Below are 17,222 nucleotides of genomic sequence, written 5' to 3'. Positions count from 1 at the left end.
GTTCCTCCTCGCGACCCCAGCAGTTGTCTCACCAAGGGTACAACAACAGGCGCAAAACGCCCAGTTGAGACAACGGGCGCCACAGGTCGCAATAACAGGGTTGTGAACGGAGGTGCGGGCCGCTCGAACAGCCGCGAATGAACGCCATTCTCGCGGCATGAAACGTCCGAGTTCGGTTTTGGTCCTTCCCCTCTTCCGTGAAGAGGGCGCAGGGAAGACTTGGTGCCGGCTGGCACTCATGGCCCGCTGTGCTGCTTCGGCCATAGCGCCGGGCCACTGTTCAGCCTGCTGCGGGCGTAATAGCCTGATCGGTCCATCACATCCTGCGGGGCAAACTTGCTCGATGCGGGCTGGAAGAGACCATCAATGAAGCGCTGGTTGCCCGGGTTCGACACTCTCCGTCAATATGAGGCAGCATCGCTTCCGCACGATATCTTCGCCGGCATCGTCCTGGCGACAATGCTGGTCCCGGTCGGCATTGCCTATGCAACTGCATCGGGCCTGCCGGGCATCTACGGCTTGTACGCAACGATCGTGCCGCTGCTGGCCTACGCGCTGTTCGGCCCAAGCCGCATTCTCGTCCTCGGACCCGACTCGGCGCTGGCGGCAATACTCCTTGGAGTCATCGCTCCCTTGGCTCAGGGCGATCCCCTGCGGGCCGTGACACTCGCGGGCATGATGGCGATTGTCTCAGGGACGGTCTGTGTCCTGGCAGGTGTCGCGCGCCTTGGCTTTATCACCGAGCTTCTCTCGAAGCCGATACGCTACGGGTATATGAACGGAATTGCCCTGACCGTATTGATCAGCCAGCTGCCCAAGCTCTTCGGCTTTTCCATCGAGAGCGAGGGGCCACTGCGAAGCCTGTGGGCGATTGTCAGCGCGATCCTTGGGGGGCAGATAAACTGGGTCGCGTTCGCGATTGGCCTCGCCACGTTGATCGTGATCCTGCTTCTCGGGAACAACAAGCGGGTACCGGGCCTTCTGATCGCGGTCGTTGGGGCCACGCTCGTCGTCGGGGTGCTTGATCTCGGGACGCAATACGGCGTCAAGGTGCTGGGCCCCCTTCCCCAGGGCCTGCCGGGCTTCGTTGTCCCATGGATCACCTCCAGCGATCTCATCCCGGTGCTGATCGGCGGTTGTGCAGTAGCGATGGTTTCGTTTGCCGATACGAGCGTACTTTCACGTGCCTACGCTGCGCGATTGGGGTCTCGGGTCGATCCCAACCAAGAGATGGTCGGGCTCGGTGCCGCCAATCTGGCGACGGGATTTTTCCAGGGCTTCCCGATCAGCAGCAGTAGTTCACGGACACCCGTTGCGGAAGCCGCCGGTGCCCGCACTCAACTCACCAGCGTCGTAGGCGCGCTTGCCATCGCGTTGCTCCTCCTGGTCGCGCCGAGCCTGCTTCAACATTTGCCCACCGCCGCATTGGCCGCCGTCGTCATCGCATCGGCGATTGGGTTGATTGAAGTTGCCGACCTCAAGCGAATCTATCGCATTCAACGCTGGGAATTCTGGCTGGCCATCGTCTGCCTTGTCGGTGTAGCAGTGCTCGGAGTCATTCCAGGAATTGGTCTTGCGATCGCAATCGCCATCATCGAGTTCCTGTGGGACGGTTGGCGCCCACACTCCGCAATATTGGGGCGCGCCTACGGCGTCAAAGGCTATCACGACATCACACGATATCCGGATGCGCGCCGGGTCCCCGGGCTGGTCCTGTTTCGCTGGGATGCACCTCTGTTCTTTGCCAACGCCGAATTCTTCAGGGAACGCGTCCTGGATGCCGTAGCGACATCGCCAACACCCGTGCATTGGCTAGTTGTTGCCGCGGAGCCGGTCACGAGCGTAGACGTCACCGCCTGCGACGTGGTCGCCGAACTGGACCGATCGTTGCACGCGCAAGGCATAGAGTTTTGCTTTGCCGAACTCAAAGATCCCGTGAAGGACAAGCTGAAAAGATTTGGCCTCTTCGCGCAGCTTGGAGAGCATTACTTCTTCCCGACAATCGGCGTAGCCGTCGCCCGCTATCTCGAAACCAACAACGTGGAATGGGAGGACTGGGAGGACGACGATGTGCAGGGCTTGGAGAGAGTAGCGGGCCAAGATACCGCGTCTGGTCCTTAGCCGAGATTCAGACTCAAACCCGACAACTGCGTCCTGACGCCGTGTCATTTTTGTCCCGGATGCGCGGCGATTGCAGTCGTATGCTCGCCGTTCCTTTTTCGACGACAGCCACCGTCATCGTGTCGGGCTCGAAGGTCACCTCGACGTCGGCGCCGGCATCGACGGCCGTGCCGATCATCACCAGATCGACGAATTCCCTCCCATCGTTATCGCCGAAGATGGCGCGCTTGATACCCAACCAACTTTGGGCCGGCACTTTGAGCGGGTCGCATTCGTTGGCGTAGGCCAGAGTCACGCTGCCCCGAGGCCTGGCGCCGTTATGCACGAGATAGATGCCTTGGCCACCGACAAGCCAGAAACCGGGTGAATCTCGACCGTTCATGGCTCGCACCGCAACCGGCCATTGCCGGACGGCCTCGTTCCAGAGCGCCTTCAGCCTTGCATGAGGGAAGGTCAGCTTCACTGGAATTGGTTCCGCCGAGCTGCGTGGTTATACGTGATCGCGTCGGCAATCTGGTCGCGTGGCACAACGCACACGATCTGGGCATCATTCGGCAGGGCGAACGTCAGCCAATAGGTTTCGGCGTCGTACGCGGCGATCACCACGACGGCTTCGACGTAGGCAGCCTTGCTGTTGTCGGCGACGGAAAACCCAGCGTCCGTCAGCGCGGTGCGTTCCTGTTCGTCAAACTTCACGGCGTCATCTCGTGTCTGGAGGACGCCCCCGCGACACGCGGTTTACCCGCACCGCTTACGGAAACCTCGTTAAACCGCATTAAGGTTGTGAAGGATTGGCAATGTCCGGCGACGACGGGAGCCCGACGACTCAAGCGTCACGGCTGCGCAAACGCGACCCAAGCCATTGAATGATCTTTCTTGTCAGCGCCGCATCCCTCAATATTCAGCAGGCATCCACTGGTGGCGGCGCACCGCCCTACCGCGACTGCGTCCAGATGTCGCGCTCCTCGTCCATGGTCAGGACGATCGGCATCGGCTTCGGCTGGATCGGTTGTTACCGCGATTTAACTGGCTGATCTCTCCGGATCGGGCGAGGGCTGCACGCGAGTACACCGTCCGCGAGAACGACCAACAATGCCGGAAATTGAAATCACCGACGAGTGCCGCGCTCTGATTGCGGCCGAGTTCCCGTCCGACGATACCGGACGACGCCTGGCAAGCGGCAAATGGCAGATACAGATCGATGAGGCGACGTGGCAAATGCTGCACAAGGCACGGCGGCCCGGCGAGTCAGTATCGGACTGCATCATTCGCGTTATCATCATCATCCAGCACAAGCGCGGCTTGCTGTAGCTGCCGCCAACGGGAAAGGTGCCGGCCACATCTCGACCGCTGCGGGCGTTACAAAGGGAATGGCAACACCATCGTTGTACAGCGGATTTGGATTGCATTTGCGCGCTACGGCCGCGCTAACATTTCCGTAATAAGCCACTACATGTGAGGCCGCAGCACATCGCACTCCCACCCGGTACCCTCCCATGATCCCCTTCTCCGTGCTCGACCTCGCTCCCATCCGAAGAGGTGGCGATGCGGCGCAGGCGTTCCGCAATTCGCTCGACCTCGCCCAGCATGCCGAGGCCTGGGGCTACAAGCGGTTCTGGCTGGCCGAGCATCACAACATGACGGGCATCGCGAGCGCGGCGACGTCGGTGGTGATCGGGCACGTCGCGGGCGGGACCAGGACGATCCGGGTCGGGTCTGGCGGGATCATGCTGCCGAACCATTCGCCGCTGGTTATCGCCGAGCAGTTCGGCACGCTGGAGTCGCTCTATCCCGGGCGCATCGATCTCGGGCTCGGCCGCGCACCGGGCACCGACCAGTTCACCGCGCGGGCATTGCGGCGCGATCTTGCCACCAGTTCCGAGAACTTTCCGCATGACGTGCTGGAATTGCAGGCGCTGCTCGGTGATGTCCAGCCGAACCAGGCGATCCGCGCCGTGCCCGGCTTTGGGACGAAGGTGCCGCTCTGGATCCTGGGATCGAGCACCTTCGGTGCGCAGCTTGCCGCGATGCTCGGGCTGCCATTCGCGTTCGCCTCGCATTTCGCGCCTCAAATGATGATGCCGGCGCTGCGCGAATATCGCGCGCGCTTCGAGCCATCGGCACAGCTCGACAAACCCTACGCGATGGTCGGCGTCAACGTGTTCGCCGCCGAGAGCGACGCGGAGGCGCAGCGGATGTTCTCCTCGCTCCAGCAGCAGTTCATCAATCTGCGCCGCGGCACGCCCGGCCCGCTGCCGCCGCCGGTCGACGACATGGACGCACTGTGGTCGCCGGCCGAGAAAGCCATGGTTGGCCAGTCGCTGTCCTGCTCCGCCGTCGGCACGCCTGAAACGGTCGAGCAGAAGCTGAAGGCACTGATCGCCGAGACCGGCGCGGACGAGCTGATGACGACGGGCCAGATCTACGACCACGCCGCGCGGCTGCGCTCGTTCGAGATCGCAGCCGAGGTGCGCGACCGGCTGGCGGCGCAGCCGGCGGTGTGAATCAATTGCGCCCTAATCCGGAAAGCCGAACAGCTTTGCCGGATTGTGCACCAGGATCTTCTCCAGCTCGGTCTGGTCGGGCGCGTAGCGGTACATCAGCTCGAGCAGGTCGGCGTCGTTGGGCGGCTGCTTGACGGAGACGGGATGCGGCCAGTCGCTGGCCCAGACGCAGCGGTCGATTGCGGCCTCGATATAGGCGCGCGCGATCGGGATGACGTCGTCGTAAGGCGGGCCGGCCTTCGAGGTCTTCTCGCCGAGCGACAGCATCACCCAGAAATTGCCCTTGGCGAGCAGCTCGAGCATCTTGCGCAGGTTCGGATCGGCCTTGCCGGCTTCCGGATCGGGCCGCGCCATGTGGTCGATCAGCACGGGCACGTCGAGATTCTCGTACTTGGCGACGCTGGAGACGATGCCGTCCTTCTCGGGCTGGATCTTCACGTACCAGCCGAGCTCGCGGATGCGCGCGATGGCGCGGGCGAAATCGGCGTCCGACAGCACGGCGCCGAGCTCCTGGCGGAAACTGAAGCGCGCGCCGCGGACGCCGGCGTCATGCAGCTTGGAAAGATACGAGTCGCTCGCTTCCGCGAACACCAGTGCGTTGGCGCAGCCGCGATAGTTCGGGCCCATCGCCGCAAGACCGTCGAGTACGACCGAATGATCCGCACCATAGGTTGTGGTCTGCACGATGATGCCGCGCTCGATGCCGAGCGTCTTGTGCACGCGCAGCGCCGCCTCCCAGGTCGCGCTCGGCATCCGATAGGCCGCACCGGGCCGCTCCGGATATTTGTCGATGGGCCCCAGCACGTGAAACTGGCTGTCGACGGTCTTCGGCGGCGGCGCCCTGACCGGTCGGCGGGGGTTCGGATCGAACGGCAGATAGGTCGGCATGCAAAATGCTCCTTCAGTCGATCACGGCGGTGAAGTCGCACTGCACCAGTGCTCCGCCGTCCATGTTGTCCATCGACAGCGCGTGGCGCGCCGGGCGCGAATGCTCGTCCGGAAACATCTTCAGCCACTCGACATTGACCGGGCCGCGCTGCGTACGGTCCTTCAGCCACACCGTCATCTTGATGATGTCGTCCGTGGTGCCGCCGGCAGCTTCCACCGTCGCCTTCATATGCGCGAACATGTTGGCGCATTGCGCGTCCAGGCTCGCGGGCATGACGCCGGCCGCATCACGGCCGAGGATGACACCGGACATCACGAGATTGCCGATGCGGCAGGCGTTGGGAATCGGGTTGGCGTGCTTGAAGCCGCCGATGTGGATGCTCTTGCGCCGCGTTTGACCCGTCATGATGTGCTCCCTCTTATGTGTTGGTTCAGACGAATTGGCACGACACCGAGCCGAACGCGCCATAATCGGCGTGAAAGGTGTCACCGCGGCGGATGTCGACGGGACGGGTGAACGATCCCGCCAGCACCACCTCGCCGGCCGCGAGATGTTCTTCATGCGGCGCAAGGCGATTGGCGAGCCAGGCGATGCCGTTGGCGGGATGGTTGAGCACGCCGGCCGCAAGCCCGGTCTCCTCGACCTCACCGTTGCGGAACAGCAGCGCGCCGATCCAGCGCAAATCCGCATCCATCGGGCGGAACGGCCGGCCGCCGAGCACCAGCGCGGCGTTCGCCGCGTTGTCCGAGATCGTGTCCATCACCTTCCGCGTCTTGCCCGTTTCAGGATCGACGCGATGCATGCGCGTCTCCAGGATTTCGAGCGCAGGCGTGACGTAGTCGGTGGCGTTGAGCACGTCGAAAATGGTGCAGTCAGGTCCGCGGAGCGGCGCCTTCAGTACGAAGGCGAGCTCGACCTCGATGCGCGGCGCGTGGAAGCGGTCGAACGGGATCGGCGTAGCGTCGGCATAGAACATGTCGGCGAACAACACGCCGTAATCGGGCTCGGAGATGCCGACCGCGTTCTGCATCGCCTTCGAGGTCAGCCCGATCTTGTGCCCCTTGATGACGCGGCCGCGGCCGAGCTGGAGCTTGGTCCAGGCGCGCTGAATCGCGTAGGCATCCTCGATGGCGAAATCGGGATGCTCTTTCGAGAACATCGGGATCAGCGTCTTGCCGCGCTCGGCCTCATCCAGGCGCGCGGCGAGGCGTTCGATCGTGGCGGTATCGAGCATGGCTTACTGCTCCGCGGCGACGGTGTTGCGCAGAACGCCGATACGACTCGACTCGACCTCGACGACGTCGCCCACCCTAAGCCAGCGCGGCGGATCGAAACGCGCGCCCGCACCCGTCGGCGTGCCCGTTACGATCATGTCGCCGGGCTTCAGCGTGGCGAAGGTGGAGAGATAGGCGATCAGGAAATCGAACGGGAACATCAGCCGCTCGGTCGTGTCCTGCTGCCGCACCTCGCCGTTGACGCGCGTGATGATGTCATGAGGTCCGCGCGGATCGAGCTCGTCAGACGTGACGATCCACGGCCCGATGCTGCCGGAGCGGTCGAAATTCTTGCCCTGGGTGACGTTGAACTTGCCATGGCGCAGCCAGTCGCGGATCGTACCCTCGTTGCACAGGGTCATGCCGAAGATGTGCGCGAAGGCCTGTTCGCGCGGGATGTGACGGCCGCCCTGCCCGATCACGATGACGAGCTCGCCTTCGTAGTCGAACTGATCCGAAACCTTGGGCTTCTCCAGCGGCTGGCCGGAGCCCGTCATCGAGGACATGCTGCGCACGAACAGGCTGGGATATTTGGGCAGGTCCGAACTGTCTTTATACTCGGCATTGCGTTCGGCGTAGTTGACGCCGATGCACCAGAGCTTTTCCGGCGCCAGCACCGGCGGAAGCAGGACGAGGCTTTCCAGCGCGTGGTCGGGTTTTTGTCCAGCCACCGCTTCCTGCGCGTCCGCGAGCGCGTTGGCCGCGATCAGCGCTTTCACGTCGGAGAAGTCGCGTCCGATCCGCCTGGTCAGATCGACGACGCCGCCATCCACAGCCGCGCCGTAGCGCGGCGCTCCGTCCAAGAGATAGCTTACGAGTCGCATGTCGTGTTCTCCAATGGTCTTCAGGCACAAGGGCCGATGCGATGGGCCGCGCGCTCAGTCTTTGGATTTGGGCGTCTGGAAGACGGTGTTCAGCGTCACGATCTCGCCGAGACGGGCGTAGCGCGGGCCGCCGATGCGCGCGATCGGGTCGAGCGCCGCGGTCTCGACCTTGCCGTCGTTCACGAGGCCGTCGCGGATGTGGAACATCACGACCTCGCCGACGATGAGCCGGCTGCGGGCCTCGCCGAATTCGAGGCACTGCCGGAAGCGGCACTCCATCGCGACAGGTGCCGCCGCGAGCCGCGGCACCTTGATCCGCTCGCAGGGCAGCGTCTCCAGCCCGAGATGCTCGACCTCGCTGATTTCAGGCGGATGCTCGACCGAGCTGTCATGCACTGCGCTCATCAACGGAGTGTCGGCGATGTGGATGACATATTCCTCGGTGTCGAGGATGTTGTGCGCGGTGTCCTTGTAATCGGCGCCCTTGCGCCCGACGCTGATGGCGAGCATCGGCGGCTTCTGCGAGACGAAGGTGAAGGCGCTGAACGGCGCAAGGTTGAGCACGCCGGAGCGCGACAGGCTCGTGACCCACGCGATCGGGCGCGGCACCACGATGCCGGTCATCAGCCGGTAGATGCGCTCCGCGCCGAGCTCGGTGGGGTCGATCCGCATCGATCAGTCAGCCTTGATGTTGGCCTTGCGCACGACCGGAATCCACTTGGCGTCCTCGCGCTCGAGATAGGCCTTGAACTCGGCCGGCGTCATCGGGGTGGATTCGCCGCCAAGCTTTTCGAACTTGTCGATCACACCCGGATCTTTCAGGATCGCAACCAGCGTCTCATGCAGCTTGTCGACGATCGGCGCCGGCGTGCCGGCGGGCGCGAACAGGCCTGTAAAGGTCTGGCCGTCGAAGTCCTTGTAGCCGAGCTCGGCAAAGGTCGGAACATCAGGCAGCGACTTCAGGCGATGCGGGCTGGTGACGGCGAGCGCGCGGAACAGGCCAGCCTTGATGTGCTGGAGGCTGACCGTGAGCTGGTCGAATGCGAACTGCACCTGGCCGCCCAGGAGATCGTTGATCGCCGGCGCATTGCCGCGGTAATGCGCGGTGACCCATTGCAGGTCGAGGCTCGACTGCATCAGCTCGCTGAGCAGATGGTTGGTTGTGCCGGGGCCGGGCGAGGCCATCGTCAGCTTGCCGGGCTCGCGCTTGGCGAGCTCGATGAATTCCTTGAACGTCGTGGCCTGCACGGACGGGTGCACTTCGAGAACCAGCGGCGTCATCGAGATCGTCGAGATCGGAAGAAAATCCTTCTTCCAGCTATAGGCTTCGCGCTTGTTGATCTCGGTCGCGAACAGCACCGGGCCGTTGGCGCCGACGAACAGCGTGTAACCGTCGGGCGCCGATTTCGCGAAGGCTTCACCCGCGATCATGCCGCCGGCGCCGGCCTTGTTCTCGATGATGAAGGGCTGGCCGAGCTTTTCCTGGAGCTTGTCGGCGACGATGCGCGCGGCGCTGTCGACATTGCCGCCGGCCGGATAGGGCACGATCAGCTTGACGCTGCGCGCCGGCTGGCCCGATGCGGGTCCCGCCAGCATCACGGCTGCGGCAGCTATGGCGATCCAGATTAATCTCATGTTAACCTCCCGGCGGCGCTTCCAATTCCATATCGAGTGCCGTGACGTCGCGCATGGCGCTCGATCGCGGCGCAATCTCCAGATGAGCGCTTTACCTGTCGAGAGAATTGTGGCGTTCTTGTCCATAATATGGACAAGACAAACGCCGCAAGATCCGCCCGCGGAACGGCAGAGCCGCGACAGGGCGCCCAGGCGATCCGGCGCGCGCTCGCGGTGCTGCGTATTCTTGCCGCAGGCCGCGAGGACGGCGTGCCGCTGGCCGAGGTCGTGCGCGCGACCGGTCTCACCCGCCCGACCGTGCATCGCATCGTCCACGTGCTGATCGAGGAAGGCATCGTCGAACGTTACGAGCGAACCGGCCGTTACGCGATCGGCAAGCAGGTGCCGGAGCTCGCCCTTGCTCGCCCGCGGCCGTCGCGGCTGCTGGTCGCGGCAAATCCGTCGCTGCGGCGTGCCTCCACCGAGATTGGCGACACCCTGTTCCTGACGGTGCGGACCGGCAACGACACGCTGTGCGTCGATCGCAGGATCGGAATCTATCCGATCCAGGTGCTGTCGATCGAGGTCGGTGCGCGCCGGCCGCTCGGCGTCTCTAGCGCAGGCGTCGCCATCCTCGCCGCGATGCCGGCGCAGGACGCGCGAAAAATCGTCGTGGCCAACGAGAAGCGATTCGAGGCCTACCGGACCGACGTCGCGTCGGTGCTCGGCCAGGTCACCGCCGCGAGACGGCTGGGGTACGGCATGAGGGAGATCGGCCTCGTGCAGGGTACGAAGTCGATCTCCACCTGGATCAAGACCCCGGACGGACAGCCAGCCGCGGCGATCACCGTCTCCGCCGTTCGGACGAGGCTCGGCCCGCGTCGCGAGCACGAGGTGGCGGAGATTTTGCTGCGGGAGGCGCGGATCATCGAGCAGGCGATCCGGGGTAACGTTGGATAGCGCTGACGGCTCCGCTTCACCTCTCCCCGTAAGAACGGGGCGACTGACGCTGCGGGCTACGGCTCGCATCACACTTCCCGCTGCGAGCCGTCACGCCGCACTGTCAATGGCTGACGTGCCGCATCATTTTGTGGCACAAGAGCCGCCTCCGCCGACCGACCAACGAGGCCACGCATGCCCGCGCCGAAACCGCCTGCCTTCGAGACCCTGAGCCTGCATGCGGGCCAGCATCCGGATCCCGCGACCGGCGCCCGCGCGGTGCCGATCTACCAGACCACGTCCTACGTGTTCCAGGATTCCGACCACGCCGCCGCGCTGTTCAATCTGGAGCGCGCCGGCCACATCTATACGCGCATCTCCAATCCGACCACCGGTGTGCTGGAAGAGCGGCTCGCGGCGCTCGAAGGCGGCGTAGGCGCGATCTGCACCGCGAGCGGCATGGCCGCGCTGCATCTGGCCATCGCGACGCTCTTGAATGCCGGCGACCATATCGTGGCGTCGAGCTCGCTCTATGGCGGCACCATCAATTTGCTGGCGCACACGCTGCCGCGCTTCGGCATCACCACGACCTTCGTCAAGCCGCGCGACCTCGACGCGTTCCGCGCGGCGATCAAGCCGAACACCAGGCTCATGATCGGCGAGACCATCGGCAATCCCGGGCTCGAGGTGCTTGATATCCCGAAGGTCGCGGGAATCGCGCATGAGGCAAAGATTCCGCTGCTGATCGACAACACCTTTGCCACGCCCTATCTCAGCCGCCCCATCGAGCTTGGTGCCGACATCGTCATGCATTCGGCGACCAAATGGATCGGCGGCCACGGCATCGCGATCGGCGGCGCCATCGTCGACGGCGGCCGGTTCGACTGGCGCGGCTCCGGGAAGTTCGGCGTGCTGACCGAGCCGTATGGCGGTTATCACGGCATCGTCTTCGACGAACAGTTCGGCACGAGCGCCTTCATCATGCGCGCGCGCACCGAAGGCCTGCGCGATTTCGGCGCCTGCCTGTCCCCGACCAACGCGTTCCAGCTCTTGCAGGGCGTCGAGACGCTCGGCGTGCGCATGGACCGGCATATGCAGAACACACATCTGATTCTGGAGGCGCTGAAGTCGAACAAGGCCGTCGATTGGGTCCTGCATCCCTCACTGGAGGACCACACGGACTACCAGCTTGCAAAGCAATTGCTGCCGCGCGGCGCCGGCTCGATCGTCTCCTTCGGCATCAAGGGCGGGCGACCCGCCGGCCGAAAATTCATCGAATCGCTGCGCATGATCAGCCATCTCGCCAATGTCGGCGACGCCAAGACACTGGTGATCCACCCGGCCTCGACCACGCACCAGCAGATGGACGCCGAGCAGCTCAAGGCCGCCGGCATCGGCGAGGAACTGGTGCGGCTGTCGGTCGGCATCGAGACGGCAAGCGACATCATCGACGATCTTGCGCAGGCGCTGCGCATCTCGCAAAAGGTCTGACACCATGAAGCTCACTGTCAACGGCGCCGAGGTGTTTGCCGCAAACGGCGGCCGCGAGTTCGACAAGTCCTTGCCCGCCGTCGTCTTCATCCACGGCGCCGGCTTCGATCACTCGACCTGGGCGCTGCATACGCGCTGGTTCGCGCATCACGGTTTTGGCGTGCTGGCGCCCGACCTGCCCGGCCACGGCCGCTCGGCCGGACCATCGCTGTCGACCATCGCCGAGATGGCGGACTGGACGGCGGCATTGCTCGCCGCCGCCGGCGTTGCGAAGGCGCACCTGATCGGCCATTCCATGGGATCGCTGATTTCGTTGGAGACGGCGGCGCGCCATCCCGACAAGGTGTCCGCGCTGAGCCTGATCGGCACCGCCGCGACCATGACAGTCGGCCCGGATCTGCTCAAAGCGGCCGAAGCCAACTCGCAGGATGCCAACGACATGGTGTCGATCTGGGGCCTTGGCTTCAACGCCGAACTCGGCGGCAGCCTTGCGCCGGGCCTGTGGATGCATGGCGGCGCGCAGGCGGTGCTGAAGTCTTGCGAGCCCGGCGTGCTGTTCAGGGATCTGTCGGCCTGCAATTCTTATGCGAATGCGCTGACTGCTGCTGCGAGCGTGAAAGTGCCGACGACGCTCATCCTCGGCGAACGCGACATGATGACGCCGGCGAAGGCGGGCAAGGCGCTCGCCGCGGCGATCCCGCATGCCAAAACCGTCGTGGTGCCGGGCGCCGGCCACATGATCATGGCCGAGCGCCCGGATGAATTGCTGGCGGCGTTGAGGGGCTGAGCCCGCTCAGGACCCCGGCGTCCACTTCCAGACGATATCGGAGACATTGACCGGCTTCGGGATCAGGCCGAGCTTTGCAAAACGGTCGGCGACGGCCTGCTGCGTCCTGATCACCTCGGCGTCGAGCGGCACCACGCTGTAGACGGAGCGGTTGACGAAGCGCCCGACAGCTTCAATGTCGACGCCGGTCGCCTCGGCCTGCGCCTTTGCGACCTCCTCGTGATGCTGCTCTGCCCACTTGCCTTCGGAGGCGAAGGTCGTGTTGAGCTTCGCGACCAGCGACGGATATTTCTCGACGAAGTCGGTGTTGGCGATGTAGTAGGCGTTGGGCTTGTGCACGTCCTTGTCGAAGACGAGAACGCGGGCGTTCTCCTTCAATTCGGCGAGCGCGAGATAGGGATCCCAGATCGACCAGGCGTCGACCGACCCCTTCACGAAGGCCGCCGTCGCATCGGCCGGCGCGAGCGGCGCGGGCGTGATGTCGGACCAGGACAGGCCGGCCTTTTCGAGCGAGGCGACCAGGAGATTGTGCGCGCTCGATCCCTTGCCGAAGGCGACGCGCTTGCCTTTGAGATCAGCCAGCGTCTTGATGGCTGAATTCTTCGGCACGATGATCGCCTGGTTATCGCCCTCGGACTTCACCGCCGCGACATATTTGATTTTTGCGCCGCCGGCTTGCGCGAAGATCGGCGGCGTGTCGCCGACGAAGCCGAAATCGACGCTGCCGACGTTGATGGCCTCAAGCAGCGGCGGACCGAACTGGAAGTCGATCCATTTGACCTCGATACCGAGCGGCCTGAAGGCGTTTTCGAGCGTTTGACGCTGGCGTACCGCCGGGAAGAAGCCGCCCTTCTGGGTACCGATGCGGATTTCCGCCGGCTTGTCCTCGGCGCGTGCTGGTGCGGCCAGGGCGGTTGCAAGGAGAAGCGCTGCGGTCAGGATATGTCGTCGTGCAATCATGTTGCGGTCCTTTGCGTCAGGTTCAGTTTGCGAAGCGTGAGGAATTGGCGCGGCGGCTCCGTTCCGAAAGCACCGCACGTGCGGCTCGTTCGGCGTCGCGCGCCGAGCGGAACTGGCGGCCTTCGAGGCTGTCGAACAGGCGCTCGGAGGAGAAGAAGCGGAAGCCGCGCACATCTCTTGTGATGATGCCGGCGGCGCGGTCCTGGATTTCGATGATGTAGGCGTTGGACTGGATTTGGGACATGACTGCTCGTTCGCCGGAATCTCGGCGTTCCTGTCGTGGGATTTGTGCTGTGGGAGGTTGCTAGGAGGCGATCAGCAACAACAACAGGCGCCGGTTGCCGCCGAGAAACAGCGCCGAGTCATGCACGCGTGCATGTCGTCAAGGTAACGCTGGTGATCGGTTCTCATAGTGCGGCATCAAGCTCGAGGAGCAGTTTCGATGCTTGCGAATATCGAGCGATTGGCGCGTTCGGTCAATGAAATGGCTATCCATATTTGGCACGAGCGCGCTGGCGCGCTTCTCCCGGCGCAAGCACCAACAGACGGATTCATCTCGCAATGAGTTCAACAGGCGCGGGCGGCGGGCATGGTACGCTCGCGCAACGTCAGAACAGACAATTAGGGAGATCCGGACATGGCGGATGATCTGAAGGGGCGCACCGCGCTCGTCACCGGCGGCTCGCGCGGGATTGGCGCAGCCGTCTGTCGCGCCCTGGCCGCATCAGGCGCGGCGGTGGCGATCAACTGCCGGGAGCAGATCGGGCAGGCCGAAAAGCTGGCAGGCGAGATCGGCAAGCAAGGCGGTCGCGCGATTGTCGTTGCCGCCGACGTCTCGCATCGCGACGCCGTGGCTACAATGGTCGAGCGCGTCACGGCCGGGCTCGGGCCGATCGACATCCTCGTCAACAATGCCGGCATCGCCATCACGCGCGGCGTCGACGATCTCACCGAGGACGATTTCGACCGCACCATCCTCGTCAACCTGAAATCCGCCTTCCTGTGCACGCGAGCGGTGCTGCCGGAGATGCGCGCCCGGAAATGGGGCCGTATCGTTAACATCTCCTCGGGCGCGGCGCGCGGTGCCGGCTCGATCGGTCCGCACTACAATGCATCCAAGGCCGGCATGGAGGGTCTCACGCGCGGTTATGCGGCGCGGCTGGTGAAGGAAGGCATCACCGTCAACGCGGTAGCGCCGTCCCTGATCGAGACCGACATGATGAGCGGTCAGCCCGGGCTCGTCAGCCGCATCCCGCTCGGCCGCTTCGGCACGGCGGATGAGGTGGCGAAAGCCGTGATGCTGCTGGTCGACAATGCCTACATGACCGGGCAGACGATCGCGCTGAGCGGTGGGATGGCGTATAACTAGGGGTGAAGATGGCGCCGCCTTTCGTTCTCCCCTTGTACAAGGGGAGAGGGTAAGAAAACATCACCACATCGTCGCCGCAGCCCGTTCCGGCCAGATCCGGTCGTACTCCGCACCGCCGACCTTGTTCTCGCTCATCTCGGCGAGGATCTGGCCAGGCGTCGGCAGCGTCTTCGGATCGATCCGCTTGTCGGGATTCCAGAGGTCGGAGCGAACGATGGCGCGGGCGCACTGGAAATAGATTTCGTCCACATTCATCACCATGACGCTGCGCGGCGCCTTGCCCTCGACCTTGAACGAGGCGAGCAGTTCCGGATCGATGGAGAGATAGGCGCGGCCGTTGACCCGCACCGCGTTGCCGGAACCGGGGATCAGGAACATCAGCGACACCCTGGGATCGCGCACGATGTTGCGCAGGGAATCGACCCGGTTGTTGCCGCGGCGATCCGGCAGCATCAGCGTCTTCGGATCATGGATGCGGACGAAGCCGGGGAGATCGCCGCGCGGCGAGCAGTCGATCCCCTCCGGCCTGATGGTGGCGAGCGCGGCAAACGGCGCCTTCTCGATGAAGATGCGGTAGAGCGGAGTAACGTGGTCGGCGACTTTCACGGTCGAGGCATCACCAACGGCACCGTAGATGGCCTCCAGCTGTTCGACCGTTTCAATCACCGACATTCCGTTCTCCTTGTTGCGCCGGCTATTCGTGCCAGCCTTCGTTCCTGATCACGCGCACGAGCTGGCGGCTGTGATAGTCCGCGCTACCCGCGTTGAGGATGGTGACATCGGCATTGGCCGATGCGTCGTCGACGCTGCGCGCGAGGCGATCTGCGATGTTGCCGTCGCTGTGCCGGGCCCGGGCAGCAAGCCGCTGCGCCAGCACGTCCGGCGGCGCCGTGATCGCAACCACGACGACGTTGGCATAGGCCTGGCGCAGCGCGCCGATCACCGTGCGCGAGACATTGGCGACGACGGCCCGGCCGGCGAGGATGTCATCGTTGATCTCGAGCGGAAGAGCGTAGGAATGGCCGTGCGCTTCCCAGTGCACGGCGAAATCGCCGTGCTCGCGCGCGCGGCGGAATTCGTCCTGGCTCATCGCCATGTTGTCTTCGGCTTCGGAGGATTCGCGCGTCACGACGCGGCGCGGAAAGACGATGTCGCGATCGTCGACGCAGGCCGCCTGCGCGAGCCGCAACAGCGTGTCCTTTCCGGCACCGCTGGGACCGACCACGAGCACGAGCCGCCCGGGTCCGATCCCGCTGGCCTCATCGTGTGCCATGGTCGCGGTTTCGCTCATGCGACGCGGTTTCCTTCGCGCCAGACGCTGCGGACCACGGGAACGTCGCCTGCGACATGCACACGGATCAGGTCGCCCCGCTTGCCGATCGCGACTTCGCCACGATCCGAGAGGCCAACCGCCTCGGCCGGCGCCTTGGTCACGGTGCGAACCGCCGCCGGAAGGCTGATCGCGGGCACATGCTCCGGCAATTGCAGCGCGGCCATCAGGAGGCTGGACGGGATGTAGTCCGACGACAGGATGTCGAGCAGGCCCTCGCGGGCGAGATCGACCGCGGCGATGTTGCCGGAGTGCGAGCCGCCGCGCACGACGTTCGGCGCACCCATCAGGATGTCGATGCCGGCCTGATGCAGGCCGCGCGCGGCCTCCAGCGTGGTCGGGAATTCCGCCACCGACACGCGATCGCGCACGGCATCCGCGACATTCTCCTCGGTGGTGTCGTCATGGCTCGCGAGCGGAATGTTGTATTTGTGGGCCAGCGCCACGATCTCGCGCATGTTGGTCGCGGCATAGGCTTTCTGATATTCGAAGCGCTTCGCGAACAGCTCGTCGAGCTCGGCATCGGTCTTGCCGCCGCCCTTGCCGCGGTAATAGTCGCGCAGCTTGACCTCGTCGCGGAACTGGCGCTGGCCAGGTGTGTGGTCCATCAGCGACATCAGCTTGACGTCGGGACGGTCGATCAGCTCCTTGGCCTCCTCCACCACGCTCGGCATCGGGATTTCGCAGCGCAGATGCAGGAAGTGGTCGGCGCGCAGCAGGCTGGCGTCGCGCGCGGTCGTGATGGCGGCGGCGAGCACGCCGGCGCGGCCATCGACTTCCTCGGCGCCGTCCTCGCGCCAGACCCGCAGCGAGTCGAACACGGTCGTGATGCCCGAGGTCGCGAGCTGGCCGTCATAGGAGATGACGGCTGCGACCGGATTCCAGAACACTTTCGGGCGCGGCACGTAGTGCGCTTCGAGGTGGTCGGTGTGCAGCTCGATCAAGCCGGGCATGATGAGGTCGCCGCCGGCATCCTCCGCACCCGCAGGCGCCCTGCCCTCGCCGATCTCGGCAATACGTCCGTCGGCGAGAGCGAGCCAGCCCTGCTCGATCACCCGGTCAGCCAGCACGATCCTGGCGTTGGCGATCAATGTTTCCTTCGGCTTGGCGTTCATTTCCA

Annotated in this window: 22 protein-coding genes; 9 read left to right on the top strand and 13 right to left on the bottom strand. The window is 64.5% G+C overall.

Features of this window, described 5'->3' with window-relative positions; genetic code table 11:
- Positions 1 to 366 precede the first annotated feature (366 nt).
- Positions 367 to 2,121 (top strand): SulP family inorganic anion transporter, encoded by a 1,755-nt coding sequence (locus tag BJ6T_RS06380; protein WP_014491480.1) that lies wholly within the window; start codon positions 367 to 369, stop codon positions 2,119 to 2,121.
- 13 nt (positions 2,122 to 2,134) lie between these two features.
- On the opposite strand, the gene BJ6T_RS42455 is transcribed toward BJ6T_RS06380, so the two are convergent.
- Both BJ6T_RS42455 and BJ6T_RS06370 read right to left on the bottom strand, forming a co-directional pair.
- A complete protein-coding gene (locus BJ6T_RS42455) occupies positions 2,135 to 2,584 on the bottom strand; it encodes a DUF3085 domain-containing protein (protein WP_014491479.1) in 450 nt (149 codons plus the stop codon).
- The gene (locus BJ6T_RS06370; protein WP_014491478.1) at positions 2,581 to 2,817 is read right to left on the bottom strand and encodes a hypothetical protein; all 237 of its coding nucleotides are present in this window, start codon (positions 2,815 to 2,817) and stop codon (positions 2,581 to 2,583) included. Before BJ6T_RS06370 ends, BJ6T_RS42455 begins: the two co-directional genes overlap by 4 nt.
- Positions 2,818 to 2,987: 170 nt before the next feature.
- On the opposite strand from BJ6T_RS06370, the gene BJ6T_RS46960 reads away from it, so the two are divergent.
- The 3 genes from BJ6T_RS46960 to BJ6T_RS06360 all read left to right on the top strand — a co-directional run bounded on the left by BJ6T_RS46960 (position 2,988) and on the right by BJ6T_RS06360 (position 4,625).
- Entirely contained in the window at positions 2,988 to 3,155 is a 168-nt protein-coding gene (locus tag BJ6T_RS46960) for a hypothetical protein (RefSeq protein WP_155256735.1), read from the top strand.
- A gap of 58 nt (positions 3,156 to 3,213) precedes the next feature.
- Positions 3,214 to 3,432, top strand: coding sequence for a hypothetical protein (locus tag BJ6T_RS06365; RefSeq protein WP_014491477.1), 219 nt, complete (start codon positions 3,214 to 3,216; stop codon positions 3,430 to 3,432).
- 185 nt (positions 3,433 to 3,617) lie between these two features.
- On the top strand, positions 3,618 to 4,625 hold the full coding sequence (locus BJ6T_RS06360) for an LLM class flavin-dependent oxidoreductase (RefSeq protein WP_014491476.1): 1,008 nt from the start codon (positions 3,618 to 3,620) through the stop codon (positions 4,623 to 4,625).
- 12 nt (positions 4,626 to 4,637) lie between these two features.
- Here the strand turns inward: BJ6T_RS06360 and BJ6T_RS06355 are convergent, their stop codons facing one another.
- From BJ6T_RS06355 to BJ6T_RS06330, 6 genes are read right to left on the bottom strand one after another with little or no spacing between them, the layout of a single operon-like run.
- Positions 4,638 to 5,513 (bottom strand): amidohydrolase family protein, encoded by an 876-nt coding sequence (locus BJ6T_RS06355; RefSeq protein WP_014491475.1) that lies wholly within the window; start codon positions 5,511 to 5,513, stop codon positions 4,638 to 4,640.
- Between the two features lie 13 nt (positions 5,514 to 5,526).
- Positions 5,527 to 5,919, bottom strand: a complete 393-nt coding sequence (locus tag BJ6T_RS06350; protein WP_014491474.1) for a RidA family protein — start codon at positions 5,917 to 5,919, stop codon at positions 5,527 to 5,529.
- A gap of 25 nt (positions 5,920 to 5,944) precedes the next feature.
- Complete coding sequence (hpaH, locus tag BJ6T_RS06345; protein WP_014491473.1) at positions 5,945 to 6,748, bottom strand: 2-oxo-hept-4-ene-1,7-dioate hydratase; 804 nt, start codon at positions 6,746 to 6,748, stop codon at positions 5,945 to 5,947.
- A 3-nt stretch (positions 6,749 to 6,751) separates the two neighbouring features.
- On the bottom strand, positions 6,752 to 7,612 hold the full coding sequence (locus tag BJ6T_RS06340; protein ID WP_014491472.1) for a fumarylacetoacetate hydrolase family protein: 861 nt from the start codon (positions 7,610 to 7,612) through the stop codon (positions 6,752 to 6,754).
- 54 nt (positions 7,613 to 7,666) lie between these two features.
- Positions 7,667 to 8,284 (bottom strand): flavin reductase family protein, encoded by a 618-nt coding sequence (locus BJ6T_RS06335; RefSeq protein ID WP_014491471.1) that lies wholly within the window; start codon positions 8,282 to 8,284, stop codon positions 7,667 to 7,669.
- 3 nt (positions 8,285 to 8,287) lie between these two features.
- Entirely contained in the window at positions 8,288 to 9,247 is a 960-nt protein-coding gene (locus BJ6T_RS06330) for a Bug family tripartite tricarboxylate transporter substrate binding protein (RefSeq protein WP_014491470.1), read from the bottom strand.
- Positions 9,248 to 9,376: 129 nt separating this feature from the next.
- Between BJ6T_RS06330 and BJ6T_RS06325 the strand changes: the two genes are divergently transcribed.
- From BJ6T_RS06325 to BJ6T_RS06315, 3 genes are all read left to right on the top strand, one after another.
- Positions 9,377 to 10,186 carry an IclR family transcriptional regulator gene (locus BJ6T_RS06325; protein WP_014491469.1) on the top strand — a complete coding sequence of 270 codons (810 nt, stop codon included), beginning with the start codon at positions 9,377 to 9,379 and terminating at the stop codon, positions 10,184 to 10,186.
- 174 nt (positions 10,187 to 10,360) lie between these two features.
- Positions 10,361 to 11,656: an O-acetylhomoserine aminocarboxypropyltransferase gene (locus BJ6T_RS06320; RefSeq protein WP_014491468.1), complete on the top strand. Its 1,296-nt coding sequence runs from the start codon at positions 10,361 to 10,363 to the stop codon at positions 11,654 to 11,656.
- 4 nt (positions 11,657 to 11,660) lie between these two features.
- On the top strand, positions 11,661 to 12,443 hold the full coding sequence (locus BJ6T_RS06315; protein ID WP_014491467.1) for an alpha/beta fold hydrolase: 783 nt from the start codon (positions 11,661 to 11,663) through the stop codon (positions 12,441 to 12,443).
- A gap of 6 nt (positions 12,444 to 12,449) precedes the next feature.
- Here BJ6T_RS06315 and BJ6T_RS06310 read toward each other — a convergent pair whose 3' ends face one another.
- Complete coding sequence (locus BJ6T_RS06310) at positions 12,450 to 13,403, bottom strand: aliphatic sulfonate ABC transporter substrate-binding protein (RefSeq protein WP_014491466.1); 954 nt, start codon at positions 13,401 to 13,403, stop codon at positions 12,450 to 12,452.
- 22 nt (positions 13,404 to 13,425) lie between these two features.
- Entirely contained in the window at positions 13,426 to 13,647 is a 222-nt protein-coding gene (locus tag BJ6T_RS06305) for a hypothetical protein (protein WP_014491465.1), read from the bottom strand.
- A 198-nt stretch (positions 13,648 to 13,845) separates the two neighbouring features.
- On the opposite strand from BJ6T_RS06305, the gene BJ6T_RS49090 reads away from it, so the two are divergent.
- Together BJ6T_RS49090 and BJ6T_RS06300 are read left to right on the top strand one after the other, a co-directional pair.
- A complete protein-coding gene (locus tag BJ6T_RS49090) occupies positions 13,846 to 13,968 on the top strand; it encodes a hypothetical protein (protein ID WP_259226607.1) in 123 nt (40 codons plus the stop codon).
- A 72-nt stretch (positions 13,969 to 14,040) separates the two neighbouring features.
- Complete coding sequence (locus tag BJ6T_RS06300) at positions 14,041 to 14,772, top strand: SDR family NAD(P)-dependent oxidoreductase (RefSeq protein WP_014491464.1); 732 nt, start codon at positions 14,041 to 14,043, stop codon at positions 14,770 to 14,772.
- Positions 14,773 to 14,832: 60 nt separating this feature from the next.
- Here BJ6T_RS06300 and BJ6T_RS06295 read toward each other — a convergent pair whose 3' ends face one another.
- Genes BJ6T_RS06295 through BJ6T_RS06285 form a run of 3 tightly spaced genes read right to left on the bottom strand, consistent with a single transcriptional unit; the run spans position 14,833 to position 17,217 of the window.
- Entirely contained in the window at positions 14,833 to 15,444 is a 612-nt protein-coding gene (locus BJ6T_RS06295; protein ID WP_014491463.1) for a pyridoxamine 5'-phosphate oxidase family protein, read from the bottom strand.
- Positions 15,445 to 15,466: 22 nt separating this feature from the next.
- Complete coding sequence (gene phnN / locus BJ6T_RS06290; RefSeq protein ID WP_014491462.1) at positions 15,467 to 16,063, bottom strand: phosphonate metabolism protein/1,5-bisphosphokinase (PRPP-forming) PhnN; 597 nt, start codon at positions 16,061 to 16,063, stop codon at positions 15,467 to 15,469.
- Positions 16,060 to 17,217, bottom strand: a complete 1,158-nt coding sequence (locus BJ6T_RS06285; protein ID WP_014491461.1) for an alpha-D-ribose 1-methylphosphonate 5-triphosphate diphosphatase — start codon at positions 17,215 to 17,217, stop codon at positions 16,060 to 16,062. Before BJ6T_RS06285 ends, phnN begins: the two co-directional genes overlap by 4 nt.
- Positions 17,218 to 17,222: the final 5 nt, after the last annotated feature.

Source organism: Bradyrhizobium japonicum USDA 6 (genome assembly GCF_000284375.1).
Classification (GTDB): domain Bacteria; phylum Pseudomonadota; class Alphaproteobacteria; order Rhizobiales; family Xanthobacteraceae; genus Bradyrhizobium; species Bradyrhizobium japonicum.
Note: the sequence above shows the minus strand (reverse complement) of the source record. Positions and strands in the feature narration are given on the sequence as shown.